This window comes from Streptomyces sp. NPDC048383 (genome assembly GCF_040651775.1).
Taxonomy (GTDB): domain Bacteria; phylum Actinomycetota; class Actinomycetes; order Streptomycetales; family Streptomycetaceae; genus Streptomyces.
The window spans coordinates 128,148-146,114 of record NZ_JBEZKS010000015.1; the positions used below are offsets into that span (position 1 = coordinate 128,148).

A 17,967-nucleotide genomic window follows, 5' to 3' on the forward strand; every position below is an offset into this window, starting at 1 on the left:
GCCGTTCCGGCCGGGCCGGCCCGGCTGCCCGGGGGCTAGATGGCTTCCTTGCGGGTCAGGAAGTTGAACGAGATCCAGCCCGGGAGGACCGGGAGCCAGAAGGTCATCGTGCGGAACAGGAGCACCGCCGAGATGGCGATGTCGCGGTCCAGGCCGGCCGCGACCAGGCCGACCACGAGCGCGGCCTCCACCGCGCCGATGCCGCCCGGGGTCGGGGCTGCCGAGCCCAGGGCGTTGCCGGCGAGGAAGACCACCGCGATGCTCGCGTAGCTGATGTCCTCGCCGCCGCCGACGGCCCGGATCGAGGCGTCCAGGCACAGGACGAAGCAGCCGGTCAGCAGCAGCATGCCGCCGATGCCGGTCAGCAGCTTCTGGGGCCGCTGGAGGACGTCGAGCATGCGCGGGACGACGCCCGCGAACAGGGCCCGTACCCGGGTCACGACGAACTTCCGCAGGAACGGGACCGCCGTCACCACCAGCACCAGCACCGCGACCGTCAACAGCCCCGCGATGACCGCCCGGGACGGCGTCATCTCCGGGGTCTTCTCGGTGCCCGTCAGGTAGCCGAACGCCAGCAGCAGCAGGACGTGGCTGGCCAGTCCGAACAACTGCGAGGCGCCGACGCTCGCCACCGCCAGCCCCGGCCGGATCCCGGCCCGCTGGAGGAAGCGGGTGTTCAGCGCGACGCCGCCGATCGCGGCCGGCGCCACCAGCTTCACGAAGGAGCCCGCCACCTGCGCGACCACCGTCCGCAGGAACGGCACCCGCTCGGGTACGAAGCCCAGCAGGCTCATCGCGGCGGCGAAGTAGCTGAGCACGGAGAACGCCAGCGCCGCCCCGACCCAGCCCCACTGGGCGTTCGAGATGATGGTCCCGAGCTGCAGGTCGGCGATCTGCGACAACAGGAAGTACGCCGCGAACGCCGCCGCGATGAACGACACCAGCGTGCGCGGTCTGATCCGCTCCAGCCGGGCCGGCTCCACCGGCGCCTGCGGGCGGATGAGCAGCACCTGCCGGCGGATCTGGCTGAGGAGGTCCTCCTCCCGCGCCTCTTCCAACGCCTCGTCCAGCGCCCGCTTCTCCGCCTTGCGCTCGGCCGCCGGGCTGGTCGACGCGGCCGCCTGCTCGGCGCCCGCCTCGCGCTCGGCCTTCGCCGCCCGCGAGGACTCCAGTACGGCCTCCCGCTCCCGGGCCGCCCGTTCCCGGGCGAGCCTGCGCAGTGTCGAGCGGGTGGAGCGGCTCAGCGCGATCGGCTGGAGCAGCGGCAGACAGTCCGCCACCGCGTCGGGGCCGAGCACCGAGACCGCCGAGGCCACCGACCGCTCCGGCCCGACCCGCAGGCCCAACGTCGTCAGCAGCTGCGCGATGTCCATCCGCAGCACCAGGTCACCGGCCGCGATCTCGCCGCCCCGCAGGTCGGTGAGGATGACCTTGCCGGAACGATCCACCACCAACGCGTCCCCGGTGAGCCGGCGGTGCGCGATGCGCCGCGACTGGAGGGCCCGTACCTGCTCCCACGCGTTGCGGGACAGCTCGTCGGTGATCTCCTCGTCGGACAGCGCGTCCAGGCTCCGCCCGCCCAGGTGCTCGTAGACGAGCATCACGGCGTCCGGCCCCAACTCGGAGGTGGCGATCAGCTTCTGCGCGTTCGCCCCGGCCGCGATGGCCGCGTACGCGAGCAGGGCCTCCTGCTCCAGCGCCTGGCGCAGGGACTGGATGCTGCGCCGCGTGGTGATCCCGCGCAGGGTCAGCCGGCGCCACACCCGGTAGAAGAAGCCCTGCGCCTGCTGTTCGCGGTCCACGACGGTGACGTCCAGGGCGGGCCCGTCCTCCAGGGTGACGTGGTAGCGCCGCCCCCGGTCACCGGCCTCGGCGCCGTCCCCGTCGGGGGCCTCCGCGCGCATCGCGCTGACCGGCTGGAAGCCGACGCGGCGCAGTCCGGCGAGGAGGTTCTGCCCGGTGGGCCGCACGTTCGGCGAGCCGACCGCGTACAGGGTGCCGTACGCGACGCTCCAGCCGATCAGCACGGTCAGGATGATCGAGAACGGCGTGGTGTAGCCGCTGACCAGCATCGCGAAGGCGTCCAACAGCAGGACCACCCACAGCGCGACCCGCCAGCGCGGCCGCCGGGTCATCCCGACGGCCGTCATGTACGCGATCACCGGCGCGAGGTAGCCGTGCACCGGATCGGTGAGGGCCCCGGCGACCCCGGTCGGCCGGGTGAGGGCGTCCTGGACGGTGGCGGAGGCCGCCTGCGAGACCCACAGGTCGGTGGCGAGGGTGACGCCGTGCGCGAGGACGGCCGCGAGGACGCCGTCGGCGATCCGCAGCCCGTCGCGTTTGATCAACCGCTCGATGGCGAAGGCCACCGGGACCAGCAGCACGGCGATCGAGGACACCAGGCCCGCGACCTTGATCAACAGGTCGGGCGCCTGACCGGTGCCCTTGGTGATGTCCTGCTCCAGGCCCGCGGTGGTGGCGTGCGCGAAGGCGGCGATGCCGAGGACGACGGCGATGCCGAGGATGCCGGCGAGGAGGCGTACGAGGTCGGAGGGCCGGTGCACGCGGGCGGCGAGCAGCGGCTCGTCCACCTCGACGCGGTCGGCGGCGGTGGGGTGGTGACCGGGCGGGTCGTCGGGGTGGGCGTCGTCGTCGGTGCCGTCGTCGGTGTCGGCCCTGGGGCCGGCGTCGGCGGGGTGCGCGGCACCGGCCGGGCGCACCGCGGCGCTGTCGGGGCCCGCGTCGGGTTCCGTTCCGGGTTCCGTGCCCGACGCCGCGCCGGCGCCCGCGTCCGCGGGCGTGCCGGGGCGCGCTTCGACGGGGGCGGCGGTGTCCGGACCGGGGGCGGGGCCTGTGCCCGCGTCCCCGCCGTCACCGGCGCGACCGCCGCGACGACGGCCCTTGCCGCGGCCCTTGCGGCCGCCCCGGTCCGCGCCCGGCGTACTGCCGTCCGGAGGGCTCACACCCTGCTCCTTCGCCGTCACATCCGTCTCTTCTTGATCACGTATCACCAGTCACCGCCCGGAAGATGGTGGCACGGACCGGCGGTCGGCCGGGGCAGCAGGGTGCGCGCCGGTATGGAACCGAAGCTTCCGTCCGGATGTCGGTGGCATCGGGCAGCATGGGCCGGATGAGCGAGGAGCTGCCCGACTACGCGGAGCGGGTGCTGGAAGCGGCCGAACGGATTCCGCCCGGCCGGGTGATGACGTACGGGGACGTCGCGCAGTGGCTCGGCGAAGGCGGACCCCGCCAAGTCGGGCGCGTCATGGCCCTGTACGGAGGGGCCGTCCCCTGGTGGCGGGTCGTGCGCGCGGACGGCCGACCCCTGCCCGGCAGCGAGCGGCGGGCCCTGGAGCGCTACCGCACCGAGGGCACTCCGCTGCGCGAGACGCCCGCCGGGGAACCGCGGCTGGCCATGCGGCGGGCCCGTTGGGACGGGAGTGACGAGCGGGGCGGAGGCGACGAGGCTCACATCTGACAGCTTCGGCCATGCGGAGCGCCGACGGGCGGTCGAAGGCCCGTACGGGGGACGACATCCAAGGCCTCCGGGGCGACGTCCCACCCCCGGCCGGGGGACTGCGGCGGCCGACGCGATTGGCGTAGCGTGGCCCCTTCGGCTCACGCGACGGGTGCGGCCACCGCAGTCCTCGTCGCCGCCGACACCACCGCAGCGACCGCAGCAACCGCAGACCCACCAGGACCGGCACCTCACGTGATCACCTCTTCCTCCGGCCGCTCAGAGCGGCGTACGCGGGCTGCCGACGCGTACCGCCTGGTGCGCACCGGGCCGGAACAGGTGGCTCCCCCTGTGCTGGACGCAGCCCAGCGCGCGGTGGTTGATCACACCGCCGGACCGTTGCTGGTCCTGGCCGGACCGGGCACCGGCAAGACCACCACCCTCGTCGAGGCCGCCGCCGCCCGCGTCGAGGCCGGGACCGACCCTTCCCGCGTCCTGATCCTCACCTTCAGCCGCAAGGCCGCCGTGGAACTGCGCGACCGCGCCGCCCTGCGCCTCGGCGGCGCCCGCGCCCCGCAGGCCACCACCTTCCACTCCTTCTGCTACGGCCTCGTCCGCGCCCACCAGGACCACGAACTCTTCGCCGACCCGCTGCGGCTGCTGTCCGGCCCCGAGCAGGACGTCATGGTCCGCACCCTGCTCGAAGGCCAGCGCCGGTCGCGGTCCATCCGCTGGCCCGACGACCTGCGGGCCGCGCTCACCACCCGCGGCTTCGCCGACGAGGTCCGCGCCGTGCTCGCCCGCGCCCGCGAACTCGGCCTCGGCCCGACCGCGCTCGACTCCTTCGCGACCCGGCTCGGCCGCCCCGACTGGAAGGCCGCCGCCGCCTTCCTCTCGGAGTACCTCGACGTCCTCGACCTCCAGGGCGCCCTCGACTACGCGGAACTCCTGCACCGGGCCGTGCTGCTCGCCGAGGGCACCCCGGCCCTCGCCTCCGCGTACGACGTGATCCTCGTCGACGAGTACCAGGACACCGACGCCTCCCAGCTGCGGCTGCTGCGCGCCCTGAACGGCCCCGCCGGCACGCTCGTCGCCTTCGGCGACCCCGACCAGTCGATCTACGCCTTCCGCGGCGCCGACATCAACAACGTCCTGGACTTCGAGTCCGCCTTCCCCGGCGCGGCCGTACGGGCCCTCACCGTCGGCCGCCGCTCGGGCTCCGCCCTGCTCGCCGCGACCCGACTGCTCACCACCCGCATGCCGGTGCCGCGCCTGTCGTCCGCCGCCGTCAAGGCCCACCGGGCGCTCCAGCCGGTACGGGAGGGCGGGCGCGTGGAGGTGTGCACGTACCCGACGGCCGGGTCCGAGCTGGACAACATCGCCGATGTCCTGCGCCGCGCCCACCTGGAGGACGGGGTGCCCTGGCAGGACATGGCCGTCCTCGTCCGCGCCGGCGGCCGCACCCTCCCGGCGATGCGGCGCGCGCTCATCGCGGCGGGCGTCCCGGCCGAAACCGACGCCTCCGCGACCGCGCTCCGCCACGAACCGGCCGTGGCCCCCCTCCTGACGGCCCTCCGCCTCGCCGCCACGGCGGCCACGACGCCTCCCCCCGCCGACCTGGCCGGGGGCCCGGACTCCGACCCGGATGCGCCGACGCGGGCGGGGGGCCCGGCCGCCGCACAAGCGGACGGTGCCGCTGCCGGCGACGGGGTCGACGTCGCCGCCCCGCCCACCGGCGGCGACGGCTGGGTCGGGGTCGAGGACGCGCTCACGTTGCTCGGGTCGCCGCTCGGCGGGATGGACGCCGCCGACCTGCGGCGGCTCGGTCGGGCGCTGCGCGACGAGGAGCGGGCCGCCGGCGTCACCGCTCCCGCGCCCTCCGACGTCCTGCTGGCCCGCGCCCTCGCCGAACCCGAGCGGCTCACCGCCCACGACCCCGCCTACGCCCGCGGCGCGCAGCGCCTCGGCCTGCTCCTGCGCAAGGCCCGCGAACTCCTCCAGGGCGGCGGCACCGCCGAAGAGGCCCTGTGGGCCCTGTGGGACGGCACCCCCTGGCCGCAGCGCCTGGAACGCGGCGCCCGCCGCGGCGGCGCCGCCGGCCGCAACGCCGACCGCGACCTCGACGCCGTCTGCGCCCTCTTCGACAACGCCGCCCGCGCGGAGGAACGTACGGGCGGCCGCGGCGCGCTCAACTTCCTCGAACAGCTCGAAGCCGAGGACATCGCCGCCGACACCCTCACCACCCGGGCCGTACGTCGCGACGCCGTCACCCTGACGACCGCCCACCGCTCCAAGGGCCTCGAATGGGGCCTCGTCGTCATCGCCGGGGTACAGGAAGGACTCTGGCCCGACCTGCGCCGCCGCGGCTCCCTCCTCGAAGCCGACCGCATCGGCCGTGACGGCCTCGCCGAACCCCTCACCCCCAGCGCGCTCCTCGCAGAGGAACGGCGGCTCTTCTACGTCGCCGCCACCCGCGCCCGCCACCGCCTCGTCGTCACCGCCGTCAAGGCCCCCGCCGAGGACGGCGACCAACCCTCCCGCTTCCTCACCGAACTCGGCGTCACCCCCAAGGACGTCACCGGCCGCCCCCGCCGGCCCCTCGCCGTACCCGCCCTCGTCGCCGAGCTGCGCGCCACCACCGTCGACCCCGACGCCTCCGAGGCCCTGCGCGACGCCGCCGCCCGCCGCCTCGCCCGGCTCGCCGCGCTCACCGACGACGACGACCGGCCCCTGGTCCCCGCCGCGCACCCGCAGCGCTGGTGGGGCCTGTACGAACCCACCCTGAGCACCGTCCCGCTCCGCGACCGGGACCGGCCCGTCGCCCTGTCCGGCAGCGCCCTGGACCAGCTCGCCAACACCTGCTCCCTCCAGTGGTTCCTCGGCCGCGAGGTCAAGGCCGACGCCCCCTCCACCGCCGCCCAGGGCTTCGGCAACGTCGTCCACGTCCTCGCCGACGAGGTCGCCTCCGGCCGCACCCCCGCCGACCTCGCCGTCCTGATGGAACGCCTCGACTCCGTCTGGGACGCCCTCGCCTTCGACGCGCCCTGGAAGTCCCGCCAGGAGAAGGACAACGCCCGCGCCGCCCTGGAACGCTTCCTGCGCTGGCACACCACCGACCGCGGCGGCCGCGCCTCCGTCGCCACCGAGCACGACTTCGACGTCACCCTCGACGCGGGCGAGTACGCCGTACGGATCCGCGGCTCCATGGACCGCGTCGAGGCCGACCCGCAGGGCCGCGCGTACGTCGTCGACTTCAAGACCGGCAAGGGCGCGCCGACCAAGGACGAGGTCGCCCGCCACCCCCAGCTCGCCGTCTACCAGCTCGCCGTCCGCGAGGGCGCCGTCGACGAGGTCTTCGACGGCCTGCGCCCCGAACCGGGCGGCGCCGAACTCGTCCAGCTGCGCCAGGGCGCCGGCAAGAAGGACGGCGGCGACGAGGTCCCGAAGATCCAAGCGCAGCAGCCCCTCCAGGACGGGACCTCCGGCGAGTGGGTCGGCGACCTGCTCGCCACCGCCGCCGGCCGGGTCCTCGACGAACGCTTCGCCCCCGCCACCGGCGAACACTGCGTCCGCTGCTCCTTCCGCAGCGCGTGCAGCGCCCGCCCGGAGGGCCGCCAGACCGTGGAATGAGCCGCCGGAACGAGCCGCCGGGACGGGCCCGCCCCGAGGGCCGGCCGGCGGCCGGCGGCGAGGAGTGTCGGTGCGGGCGGCTAGCCTTTCGAGGTGACCGCGTACGAGTCCGGGCGCCCGCCCGTCCTCACCGATCCCGAGCAGCTCAAGGAGCTCCTCGGGATCCCCTTCACGCCCGAACAGATGGCCTGCGTCACCGCCCCGCCCGCCCCCCAGGTCGTCGTCGCGGGCGCCGGCTCGGGCAAGACGACCGTCATGGCCGCCCGCGTCGTGTGGCTCGTCGGCACCGGAGCGGTCGCCCCCGAACAGGTCCTCGGACTCACCTTCACCAACAAGGCAGCCGGCGAACTCGCCGAACGCGTCCGCAAGGCCCTCGCCCGCGCCGGCATCAGCGACCCGGACCCCTCCCCGGCCGACGTCGAGGCCGGCACGGCCGGCGGCGAGCCCCGGATCTCCACCTACCACGCCTTCGCGGGGCAGCTCCTCAAGGACCACGGCCTGCGCATCGGCCTGGAACCGAGCGCCCGCCTCCTCGCCGACGCCACCCGCTTCCAGCTCGCCGCGAAGGTGCTCCGCGAGGCCCCCGGCCCGTACCCGTCCCTCACCAAGTCCCTTCCCGACCTGGTCGGGGACCTCCTCGCGCTCGACGGGGAACTCTCCGAGCACCTCGTCGACCCCGCCCGGCTCCGCGCGTACGACACCGCCCTGCTCGACGAGCTCGTCGACGTCCGGCTCAGCAACGAGGACCTGCGCAAGGTCCCCGAGGCCGTCCGAGGCCGCCTCGAACTGCTGGAGCTCGTCTCCCGCTACCGGGCCGCGAAACGCTCCCGCGACCTCTTCGACTTCGGCGACCAGATTGCCCTCTCCGCGCAGCTCGCCACCACCCGACCCGAGGTCGGCGCACTGCTGCGCGAGGAGTTCCGCGTCGTCCTCCTCGACGAGTACCAGGACACCTCCGTCGCCCAGCGGCTGCTGCTGTCCGGGCTCTTCGGCGGCGGCACCGGCCACGCCGTGACCGCCGTCGGCGACCCCTGCCAGGCCATCTACGGCTGGCGCGGAGCCTCCGTCGCCAACCTCGACGACTTCCCCGAACACTTCCCGCACGCCGACGGCGCCCCCGCGACCCGCCTCTCGCTCAGCGAGAACCGGCGCAGCGGCGGCCGGCTCCTCGAACTGGCCAACGGCCTCGCCGCCCCGCTTCGCGCCATGCACGAAGGCGTCGAGGCGCTGCGCCCCGCCCCCGGCGCCGAACGCGACGGGTCGGTCCGCTGCGCCCTGCTGGAGACCCACGCCGAGGAACTGCAGTGGCTCGGCGACTCCGTCGCCCACCTGGTGCGCACCGGCCGGGAACCCGGGGAGATCGCCGTACTGTGCCGCTCCGCCGCCGACTTCGCCCGCATCCAGGCCGTCCTGGTGGACCGGGACGTGCCGGTGGAGGTCGTCGGCCTGTCCGGGCTGCTGCACCTGCCGGAGGTCGCCGACCTGGTCTCCGTGTGCGAGGTGCTCCAGGACCCCGGGGCCAACGCGGCCCTCGTCCGGCTCCTCGTCGGCCCGCGCTGGCGGATCGGCCCCCGCGACCTGGCCCTCCTCGGGCGCCGGGCCCGACAGCTGGTCGCCCGCCCGTCCGGTCCCGACGCGGGGCCCGACGGGCGGCTCGCCGCCGCCGTCGAAGGCGTCGACCCGGCGGAGATCGTCTCCCTCGCCGACGCCCTGGAGACCTTCCTCGACGGGGCCGGCCGCACCCCCGACGAACTGCCCTTCTCCGCCGCCGCCCGCGTCCGCTTCGCGCACCTCGCCCAGGAACTGCGCGACCTGCGGCGTTCCCTCTCCGACCCGCTGATGGACGTACTGCACCGGGTCCTGGCCGCGACCGGGCTCGACGTCGAGCTGGCCGCGTCCCCGCACGCGCTGGCGGCCCGCCGCCGCGAGACCCTGTCCCACTTCATGGACGTCGCCGCGGGCTTCGCCGCCCTCGACGGCGAAGCCACCCTGCTCGCCTTCCTCGGCTTCCTGCGCACCGCCGCCCAGTACGAGAAGGGCCTCGACCACGCGCTGCCCGGCGGGGAGAACACCGTCAAGGTGCTCACCGCCCACAAGTCCAAGGGGCTGGAGTGGGACGTGGTCGTCGTCCCCGACCTGTGCGCCGGCTCCTTCCCGAAGGAGAAGCCGCCGGAGGCCTGGACCTCCTGGGCGAAGGTCCTCCCGTACGGCCTGCGCGGCGACACCGCGACCCTGCCCGCGGACCCCGCCTGGACCTCGGCGGGCCTGAAGTCCTTCAAGGCCGCCCTCAAGCAGCACAAGGCCGTCGAGGAACTCCGCCTGGGCTACGTCACCTTCACCCGGCCGCGGTCCCTGCTGCTCGCCTCCGGCCACTGGTGGGGCCCGACCCAGAAGCGCCGCCGCGGCCCCTCCGACTTCCTGACCGCCCTGCACGACCACTGCGCGGCCGGCTTCGGCGAGATCGAGGCCTGGGCCGAGGAGCCCGCCGCCGACGCCGAGAACCCGGCCCTCGCCGCGGACGCGAACCCCGAGCACTCCTGGCCCCTGCCCCTGGACCCCGACTCGCTGGCCCTGCGCCGGCGGGCCGCCGCCCTCGTCGAGGCCCACCTGGCACGCCCCCCGGCCCCGGACGACCCCTACCTCTGGCCCCCGCACTGCGAGGACCCCACGGACGAGGCCCCGTGGACGGACCTCCCCCCGGCCCCCACGCCACACGCGTCCCGCACCGCCGGCCCGCACACCGCGCGGTCGGGCGTGCCGGACGCGCTGTCGGACGACCCGTGGGCGGGCGAGCCCGCCGTACCCGCCTCGCGAGCGGGTGTGCCGGACGCGCTGTCGGACGACCCGTGGGCGGGGGAGCCCGCCGTACCCGCCTCGCGAGCGGGTGTGTCGGATGCGCTGTCGGACGACCCCTGGGCCGGCGAGGCCGCCGTACCCGCTCCCCGTGCGCGGGGGGCGGAGCCGCGTCCGGACGACCCCTCGGCGGGTGCGACGCTCTCCCCGGCCGGTGGGACCGAGCTGCCGTCGGACGACCCGTGGGCGGGCGAGGACACGATGGCCGGGGTCGGCGAGTACGACCCCTGGGACGGCGCGGAACCGGCGCAGCCCGCCCGCGCCCGGCCCACCCGCCCCCACCCGGCGGGCCCCGACCACCCCCACCCGCCGGCCCCGGACCACGACGCCCCGCGCCCGGCGGGTCTCGACCACGGCCACCCCCACCCGGCGGAGCAGGGCCACGGCGCCCCGCGCCCGGCGGGCCTCGACCACGGCCACCCCCATCCGGCGGCCCCGGACCACGGCGCCCCGCGTCCGGCGGGCCTCGACCGCGACCACCCCCATCCGGCGGAGCAGGGCCACGGCGCCCCCGCCCCGGCGGGGCAGGACGACGACCCCTGGGCCGGGGAACCCTGGGCGGCGGCAGCCGCCGGGTCCGGGGCCTCAGCCGGCCCCCACCACCCGGCCGGCCAGGCCACGGTCACGGCCGAGGAGGCCCGCGCCATCGCCTCCTGGGACCGTGACCTCGACGCCCTGGAGGGCGAGCTCCGCCGCGCCCGCGCAGCCGTCCGGGACGTCGAGCTGCCCGCCGCCCTCTCCGCGAGCCAGCTCCTGCGCCTCGCCGCCGACGAGCAGGGCTTCGTACGCGATCTCGCGCGCCCCATGCCCAAGCCCCCGCAGCCCGCCGCGCGCCAAGGCACCCGTTTCCACGCCTGGGTCGAGTCCCGCTTCGATGAACTGCCGCTGCCGCACCTCGACCTCCTCGACCCCGTCGCCGAGCTGCCCGGCTCCGACCAGGAGATCGCCGACGAGGCCGACCTCGACTCCCTCAAGGCGGCCTTCGAGCGCAGCGAGTACGCCGAGCGGACCCCGTACCGGATGGAGGCCCCCGTCCAGCTGACCCTCGCCGGCCGGGTCATCCGCGGCCGCATCGACGCCGTGTACCGCGACCCCGACGGCTCGTACGAGGTCGTCGACTGGAAGACCGGCCGCACCACCCAGGCCGACCCGCTCCAGCTCGCCGTGTACCGACTGGCCTGGGCGGAAGCCACCGGCACCCCCCTCGACCGGGTCGGCGCCGCGTTCCTGCACGTCCGCAGCGGCCGGGTGATACGCCCCCGCGACCTCCCCGACCGGGCCCGTCTTGAGCGGATCCTCCAAGGCAAAACGGGCACGGACGGTGCCCCCCGGGCGGACGGTTAGGCTCGGGGCATGAGCGAGATCCAGGCGGACAGCGTCGTCCGCGCGTACATCGACACCCACCGCACCGCCTTCCTCGACGACCTCGCCGAGTGGCTGCGGATCCCCTCCGTGTCGGCCCAACCCGCGCACGCGGACGACGTACGCCGCAGCGCCGACTGGCTCGCCGCGAAACTCACCGCGACCGGCTTCCCGGTCGTCGAGGTCTGGCCCACCGACGGCGCCCCCGCCGTCTTCGCGCACTGGCCCGCCGAGAACCCCGACGCGCCGACCGTCCTCGTCTACGGACACCACGACGTCCAGCCCGCCGCCCTCGCCGACGGCTGGCACACCGAGCCCTTCGAGCCCGTCGTCAAGGACGGCCGGATGTACGGGCGCGGCGCAGCCGACGACAAGGGCCAGGTGTTCTTCCACACCCTCGGCGTACGCGCGCACCTCGCCGCGACCGGCTCCGCCGCCCCCGCCGTGCACCTCAAGCTGCTCATCGAGGGCGAGGAGGAGTCCGGCTCCCCGCACTTCCGCGACCTCGTCGAGGGCCGCGCCCGGCAGCTCGCCACCGACGTCGTGATCGTCTCCGACACCGGCATGTGGTCCGAGACCACCCCCACCGTCTGCACCGGCATGCGCGGCGTCGCCGACTGCGAGATCGACTTCCACGGCCCCGACCAGGACATCCACTCCGGTGCCTTCGGCGGAGCCGTACCCAACCCGGCCACCGTCGCCGCCCGCCTCGTCGCGGCCCTGCACGACGAGGACGAACGGGTCACGATCCCCGGGTTCTACGACAACGTCGCCGAGCTGAGCGACGCCGAACGCCGGCTGATCTCCGAGCTGCCCTTCGACGAGGCCGAGTGGCTCCGTACCGCCAAGTCGCACGCCGCCTCCGGCGAGGCCGGCTACTCCACCCTGGAGCGCGTCTGGGCCCGCCCGACCGCCGAGGTCAACGGCATCGGCGGCGGCTACCAGGGCCCCGGCGGCAAGACCATCGTGCCCGCTTCCGCCCACCTGAAGCTGTCGTTCCGCCTGGTGTCCGGGCAGGACCCGTACGAGGTGGAGGCGGCCGTGAAGGACTGGGTCGCCGCCCGCGTCCCCGACGGGATCCGGCACTCCATCACCTTCGGCGCCCCCACCCGGCCGTGCCTGACCCCGCTGGACCACCCGGCGCTCCGGTCCGTCGTGCGGTCCATGGAACGCGCCTTCGGCCAGCAGGTCCGCTTCACCCGCGAGGGCGGCTCGGGCCCGGCGGCCGACCTCCAGGACGTCCTGGACGCGCCCGTCCTCTTCCTCGGGATCTCCGTACCCTCCGACGGCTGGCACTCGCCGAACGAGAAGGTCGAGATCGACCTCCTCCTCAAGGGCGTGGAAACCGCCGCCCACCTGTGGGGCGACCTCGCCGAGCACTGGAAGACCGGCTGAGTCCGCCCGCACACCCACCCACCGCCACGCCTGCCTTGTCCCACCACCGGGGGAGTTGGAAGTACCAGTGAGCACCCATACCGAGCGTCCGATCGCGCTGGCCGCGCCCAGCGGAATCGACCGCGCCGCCCACCACCGCTTGGACGAGGCGTGGCTGGCCGCCGCCTGGAGCCACCCGACGACCCGCGTCTTCGTCGTCTCCGGCGGCCAGGTCCTCATCGACGACACCCCCGACGGCGGCACCGGCATCGTGATGACCCCGGCCTTCGAGGCCCCGGTCACCGAGACCCACCGCTACTTCCTGGGCACCGACGAGGACGGCGTACGGTACTTCGCGCTGCAGAAGGACTCCCTGCCGGGCCGCATGGACCAGTCGGCCCGCCCGGCCGGGCTGCGCGAGGCGGGTCTCCTGCTGAACCCGCGCGACGCCGGGCTGATGGTGCACGCCGTGGCGCTGGAGAACTGGCAGCGGATGCACCGTTTCTGCTCCCGCTGCGGCGAGCGCACGGTCGTCGCGGCCGCCGGGCACATCCGCCGCTGCCCGGGCTGCGGCGCCGAGCACTACCCGCGCACCGACCCGGCCGTGATCATGCTGGTCACCGACGACCGGGACCGCGCGCTGCTGGGCCGCCAGGTCCACTGGCCGGAGGGCCGCTTCTCGACGCTGGCCGGGTTCGTGGAGCCGGGCGAGTCGATCGAGCAGTCGGTGATCCGCGAGGTGTGGGAGGAGGCGGGCGTCAAGGTCGGCGAGGTCGAGTACATCGCCAGCCAGCCCTGGCCGTTCCCGTACAGCCTGATGCTGGGCTTCACCGCCCGGGCCGTGACCTCCGAGATCACCGTCGACGGCGAGGAGATCGAGGAGGCCCGCTGGTTCTCCCGCGAGGACCTCGCCGAGGCGATCGAGAGGGGCGAGGTCACGCCGCCCGCCGGCGGCATCTCCATCGCCGCCCGGCTCGTCGAGCTCTGGTACGGCAAGCCGCTGCCGCGCCCGCCGGCCGCGTAAGTTTCGTCACAGTCGCCTCGCCTCGCCTGGCGAGGCCTGGCTTGGCCTCGCTCGTACGGCATCGGCCCGAGATCGGCATCGGCCCGGCAGATCGGCCCGGAGATCGGCACAGCAGAAGGCCCCCGCCGGGCGGCGGGGGCCTTCCGAGAGCTGCGACGGACCTCGGATCAGACGGCGAGGGCCTGCTTGACCTGGGCCAGGCTCGGGTTCGTCATGACGGACTCGTTGCCGCCCGCCGACTTCACGAGGACGGTCGGAACCGTCTGGTTGCCGCCGTTGGCCTTCTCCACGAACGCGGCGGACGCCGGGTCGAGCTCGATGTTGATCTCGTTGTACGCGATGCCTTCCCGGTCCAGCTGCTTCTTCAGCCGGTTGCAGTAGCCGCACCAGGTCGTGCTGTACATCGTGACGGTGCCCGTGTCCTGCATGCTGCGCTCTCCTTCGTGGGGGCCTCGGTGGTCCGAGTACTCGAACGCACGGGACCGCCGCACCATTCCCGGCCCCGGCACCCGCCCCCGCCCCGCCCTCCCCACCGGTACGAAGAACGGACCGGCCCTGTGGACGGATTTCCCGCCCGCCCCACCGGACCTGGCAGCATGGCGGGGTGACATCAGCAACGCACTCCTCCCCCTTCCCGGCCGACGCAGACGCCGCCGACGCCGTGCTCCTGGGCCTCGACCCGGAGCAGCGCGAGGTCGCCACGACCCTGCGCGGGCCGGTGTGCGTGCTGGCGGGCGCGGGCACCGGCAAGACCCGGGCCATCACCCACCGCATCGCCTACGGCGTCCGGTCCGGGCAGCTCATGCCGGCCAGCGTCCTGGCGGTCACCTTCACCAACCGGGCCGCCGGTGAGATGCGCGGCCGGCTGCGCACCCTCGGCGCGGGCGGCGTCCAGGCGCGGACCTTCCACTCCGCGGCCCTGCGCCAGCTCCAGTACTTCTGGCCCCGGGCGGTCGGCGGCGAAGTGCCCCGCCTGCTGGAGCGGAAGATCCAGTTCGTCGCCGAGGCCGGGGCGCGCTGCCGCATCCGCCTCGACCGCAACGAGCTGCGGGACGTGACGGGGGAGATCGAATGGGCCAAGGTCACCCAGACCGTGCCCGCCGACTACCCGGCCACCGCCGTGAAGGCGGGCCGCGAGGCCCCTCGCGACCTGGCGGAGATCGCCCAGATCTACGGGACGTACGAGCAGCTCAAGCGGGACCGCGGCATGATCGACTTCGAGGACGTGCTGCTGCTGACCGTCGGCATCCTCCAGGACCGCCACGACATCGCCGAACAGATCCGCAGCCAGTACCAGCACTTCGTGGTGGACGAGTACCAGGACGTCAGCCCCCTCCAGCAGCGTCTCCTCGAACTGTGGCTCGGCGACCGCGACAGCCTGTGCGTCGTCGGCGACGCCAGCCAGACGATCTACTCCTTCACCGGCGCGACCCCCGATCACCTGCTGAACTTCCGCACCCGCTACCCGCAGGCCACCGTGGTCAAGCTGGTCCGCGACTACCGCTCCACCCCGCAGGTCGTCCACCTCGCCAACGGACTGCTGAACCAGGCCAAGGGCCGCGCCGCCGAACACCGCCTGGAGCTGATCTCCCAACGCGAGCCCGGCCCCGACCCGGTCTACGCCGAGTACCCCGACGAACCCGCCGAGGCCGAGGGCGTCGCCGGGCGGATCCGCGACCTGATCGCCGCGGGCGTCCCCGCCGGCGAGATCGCCGTGCTCTACCGGATCAACGCCCAGTCCGAGGTGTACGAGCAGGCCCTCGCCGACGCCGGAGTTCCCTACCAGCTGCGCGGTGCCGAGCGCTTCTTCGAGCGCGGCGAGGTCCAGAAGGCGGTGCTCGCCCTGCGCGGAGCCGCCCGCTCCGGCGGCAGCAGCGACCCCCTCCTGGAGGACGTCGTCGAGCTGGGCTCCCAGGTCAGGGCCGTACTGAGCTCCACCGGCTGGACCGCCGAACCGCCCACCGGGTCCGGCGCCGTCCGCGACCAGTGGGAATCGGTGGCGGCGCTGGTCCGCCTCGCCGAGGACTTCGCCCGCAGCCGACCCGGCGCGACCCTGGCCGACCTCACGATCGAGCTGGACGAACGCAAGGCCGCGCAGCACGCCCCGACCGTCCAGGGCGTCACCCTCGCCTCGCTGCACGCCGCGAAGGGTCTGGAGTGGGACGCCGTGTTCCTCGCCGGCCTCACCGACGGCATGATGCCGATCACGTACGCGAAGACCGACGAGCAGGTCGAGGAGGAACGACGCCTGCTCTACGTCGGAGTCACCCGGGCCCGCCATCACCTGACGCTCTCCTGGGCGCTCTCCCGCGCTCCGGGCGGCCGGGCCTCCCGACGGCCCAGTCGCTTCCTGAACGGCCTGCGACCGGGCTCGGCGGCCCCGGGAACGGGCCCCGGCACCGCGACCGACCGGACCGGCCGCCGGCGCACCCGCCGCGGGTCCGCGCTGTGTCGCGTCTGCGGCAGGACCCTGACCGAGGCCGGGGACATCAAACTGATGCGCTGCGAGGACTGCCCGTCCGACATGGACGAAGGGCTCTACGAGCGGCTGCGCACGTGGCGGGCCGTCCAGTCGAAGGCCCAGGGCTTGCCCGGGTACTGCGTCTTCACGGACAAGACGCTGATGGCGATCGCGGAGGCCGCGCCCTCCGAGGCGGGCGAGCTCTCGATGATCTCCGGCGTGGGTGGTCGCAAGCTCGACCGGTACGGGGCCGATGTCCTGGCCATCTGCGCCGGTCAGGACCCCGCGGGCGCGGATCCTGACGACGCGTAGAAACTCGTCGGAAAAATAGTTTGCACATGCCCAGCGAATCCCCATAGGTTCTTAGCAACGGAAACGGTGGCTTCTCCGAAGCCCTGGATCCGTGCTGTACTTATCCAAATACGCATGGGACCGGCCTTCGGGCAGGGTCCCCGAGACGCCGAGAGGAGGCGAGACCAGTGGCCGGCTACATGAACTTCACCAAAATGACCGATCGCTCGGTCGACGCTTCCTGCCTGCTCGGCTCCGTCTCTCTCCCGGGTACCGGTCTGTCCGCGGTGTGCGCTGACAGCCCTGCCCTGCTGGCGGTCCTTCCCGTCAGTGAGCGCATTGAGCGACCGACCAAGGCACTGGTGGCAGTAGCCGAAGCCCAGGCGCATGGCGCCTATGGCTTCGCGGCCGCAGCCGGTGCCGGAGCTCGGACGAAGCAGACGACGAAGCAGCAGCACCACCTGATGTGGGCCTTCCGCGGGCTCGAACCCTGGAGTGATCCAGCCTGATCTCATGATCAGGCCGGCGCCTTCAGGGCCGCGGAACCCCACCCGGGATCCGCGGCCCTTCTGTTTGTCCCCGAACGGGGACGACGGAGCGAAGGGGCCTCGGGACTGGCAGAACCAGTCGGTGTGAGTTGGCAGCCGAGCCGCCCCCGGCCAACAGGCCGGAACGACTAGCCGAACAAGACGAGGAAGAAAAACACCGTGCAACTCGAAGCGCACGCCCCGTCCGTACCGCAGACCCAAACGATCTCCCCGCCCGCAGTCCCGGAGGACTCCACCTTGATCCCCCTCACCGCGCTCACCGCGCTCGACGACGCCATCGAGAACCTCGGCGTACCTGTTCCCTGTCGCACCTTCGACCCCGAGGTCTTCTTCGCCGAGTCCCCGGCGGACGTCGAGTACGCCAAGTCGCTCTGCGGCACCTGCCCGCTCGTCGAGGCCTGCCTCGCCGGCGCGAAGGAGCGCCGCGAGCCCTGGGGCGTCTGGGGTGGGGAGCTCTTCGTCCAGGGCGTCGTCGTGGCCCGCAAGCGGCCGCGTGGTCGTCCGCGCAAGAACCCGGTTGCAGCGGCATGACCGCCATCGGAACCATCGACCGCCCCCTGACGCGCGACCCCCTGAAGCAGGCCCTCATGTCCCCCCACACCACCACGAGCGAGCAGCCGCACGGCGCCGCCACCGCAGACTTCATCACCGCAGGCGCGATCACCTCGCGTCAGAACAGGACCCGCGAAATGCAACTCATCCCAGAAGCCCTGGCTCGTGCCCATATGGACGACCGCATGCGTGAGGCGGACGCCGAGCGTCACGCCCTTCGCCTGGTCGCCGCGCGGCGCATGCAGCGTCGGGCCGAACGCGTGTCGCTGCGCGCCCGGCGCGCGCTGGCCATGGCCGTCATGAACTGACGGCCGACACAGCCGAAGAAACGCAGTATCCCGGGGGGGGGGGGGGGGGGGGCCCCCCCCCCCCCGGGGCCCCCCCCCCGCCCCCCCCCCCCCCGGGGGGGGGGCGG

Annotated in this window: 11 protein-coding genes; 9 read left to right on the plus strand and 2 right to left on the minus strand. The window is 74.4% G+C overall.

The window, feature by feature from the left end:
- Nucleotides 1-35 precede the first annotated feature (35 nt).
- Nucleotides 36-2,720, minus strand: a complete 2,685-nt coding sequence (locus tag AB0D46_RS13685; RefSeq protein ID WP_362877516.1) for a lysylphosphatidylglycerol synthase domain-containing protein — start codon at nt 2,718-2,720, stop codon at nt 36-38.
- 401 nt (nt 2,721-3,121) lie between these two features.
- Here AB0D46_RS13685 and AB0D46_RS13690 point away from each other — a divergent pair, with 401 nt between their 5' ends.
- The 5 genes from AB0D46_RS13690 (at nt 3,122) to nudC (ending at nt 13,700) form a co-directional block, all read left to right on the plus strand.
- Nucleotides 3,122-3,478: an MGMT family protein gene (locus AB0D46_RS13690; protein WP_362877517.1), complete on the plus strand. Its 357-nt coding sequence runs from the start codon at nt 3,122-3,124 to the stop codon at nt 3,476-3,478.
- A 237-nt stretch (nt 3,479-3,715) separates the two neighbouring features.
- Nucleotides 3,716-7,087, plus strand: a complete 3,372-nt coding sequence (locus AB0D46_RS13695) for an ATP-dependent DNA helicase (protein WP_362877518.1) — start codon at nt 3,716-3,718, stop codon at nt 7,085-7,087.
- A 93-nt stretch (nt 7,088-7,180) separates the two neighbouring features.
- Nucleotides 7,181-11,284 carry a UvrD-helicase domain-containing protein gene (locus AB0D46_RS13700; protein ID WP_362877503.1) on the plus strand — a complete coding sequence of 1,368 codons (4,104 nt, stop codon included), beginning with the start codon at nt 7,181-7,183 and terminating at the stop codon, nt 11,282-11,284.
- A gap of 9 nt (nt 11,285-11,293) precedes the next feature.
- Entirely contained in the window at nt 11,294-12,697 is a 1,404-nt protein-coding gene (locus AB0D46_RS13705) for a dipeptidase (protein ID WP_362877504.1), read from the plus strand.
- 55 nt (nt 12,698-12,752) lie between these two features.
- Nucleotides 12,753-13,700 (plus strand): NAD(+) diphosphatase, encoded by a 948-nt coding sequence (gene nudC / locus AB0D46_RS13710; RefSeq protein WP_362877505.1) that lies wholly within the window; start codon nt 12,753-12,755, stop codon nt 13,698-13,700.
- 167 nt (nt 13,701-13,867) lie between these two features.
- Here the strand turns inward: nudC and AB0D46_RS13715 are convergent, their stop codons facing one another.
- On the minus strand, nt 13,868-14,128 hold the full coding sequence (locus AB0D46_RS13715; RefSeq protein ID WP_356874538.1) for a mycoredoxin: 261 nt from the start codon (nt 14,126-14,128) through the stop codon (nt 13,868-13,870).
- A gap of 176 nt (nt 14,129-14,304) precedes the next feature.
- Here AB0D46_RS13715 and AB0D46_RS13720 point away from each other — a divergent pair, with 176 nt between their 5' ends.
- The 4 genes from AB0D46_RS13720 to AB0D46_RS13735 all read left to right on the plus strand — a co-directional run bounded on the left by AB0D46_RS13720 (nt 14,305) and on the right by AB0D46_RS13735 (nt 17,860).
- A complete protein-coding gene (locus tag AB0D46_RS13720; protein ID WP_362877506.1) occupies nt 14,305-16,473 on the plus strand; it encodes an ATP-dependent DNA helicase UvrD2 in 2,169 nt (722 codons plus the stop codon).
- A 179-nt stretch (nt 16,474-16,652) separates the two neighbouring features.
- Nucleotides 16,653-16,961, plus strand: a complete 309-nt coding sequence (locus tag AB0D46_RS13725) for a hypothetical protein (RefSeq protein ID WP_362877519.1) — start codon at nt 16,653-16,655, stop codon at nt 16,959-16,961.
- Between the two features lie 198 nt (nt 16,962-17,159).
- On the plus strand, nt 17,160-17,531 hold the full coding sequence (locus tag AB0D46_RS13730; RefSeq protein WP_362877507.1) for a WhiB family transcriptional regulator: 372 nt from the start codon (nt 17,160-17,162) through the stop codon (nt 17,529-17,531).
- Complete coding sequence (locus AB0D46_RS13735; RefSeq protein ID WP_362877508.1) at nt 17,528-17,860, plus strand: hypothetical protein; 333 nt, start codon at nt 17,528-17,530, stop codon at nt 17,858-17,860. Before AB0D46_RS13730 ends, AB0D46_RS13735 begins: the two co-directional genes overlap by 4 nt.
- Nucleotides 17,861-17,967 lie beyond the last annotated feature (107 nt).

Excerpts from the sequence above, each read along its gene's own strand:
- AB0D46_RS13725 (WP_362877519.1), top strand. The coding sequence starts at position 16,653 with ATGAACTTCACCAAAATGACCGATCGCTCGGTCGACGCTTCCTGCCTG.
- AB0D46_RS13735 (WP_362877508.1), top strand. The coding sequence starts at position 17,528 with ATGACCGCCATCGGAACCATCGACCGCCCCCTGACGCGCGACCCCCTG.
- AB0D46_RS13690 (WP_362877517.1), top strand. The coding sequence starts at position 3,122 with ATGGGCCGGATGAGCGAGGAGCTGCCCGACTACGCGGAGCGGGTGCTG.
- AB0D46_RS13715 (WP_356874538.1), bottom strand. The coding sequence starts at position 14,128 with ATGCAGGACACGGGCACCGTCACGATGTACAGCACGACCTGGTGCGGC.
- AB0D46_RS13705 (WP_362877504.1), top strand. The coding sequence starts at position 11,294 with ATGAGCGAGATCCAGGCGGACAGCGTCGTCCGCGCGTACATCGACACC.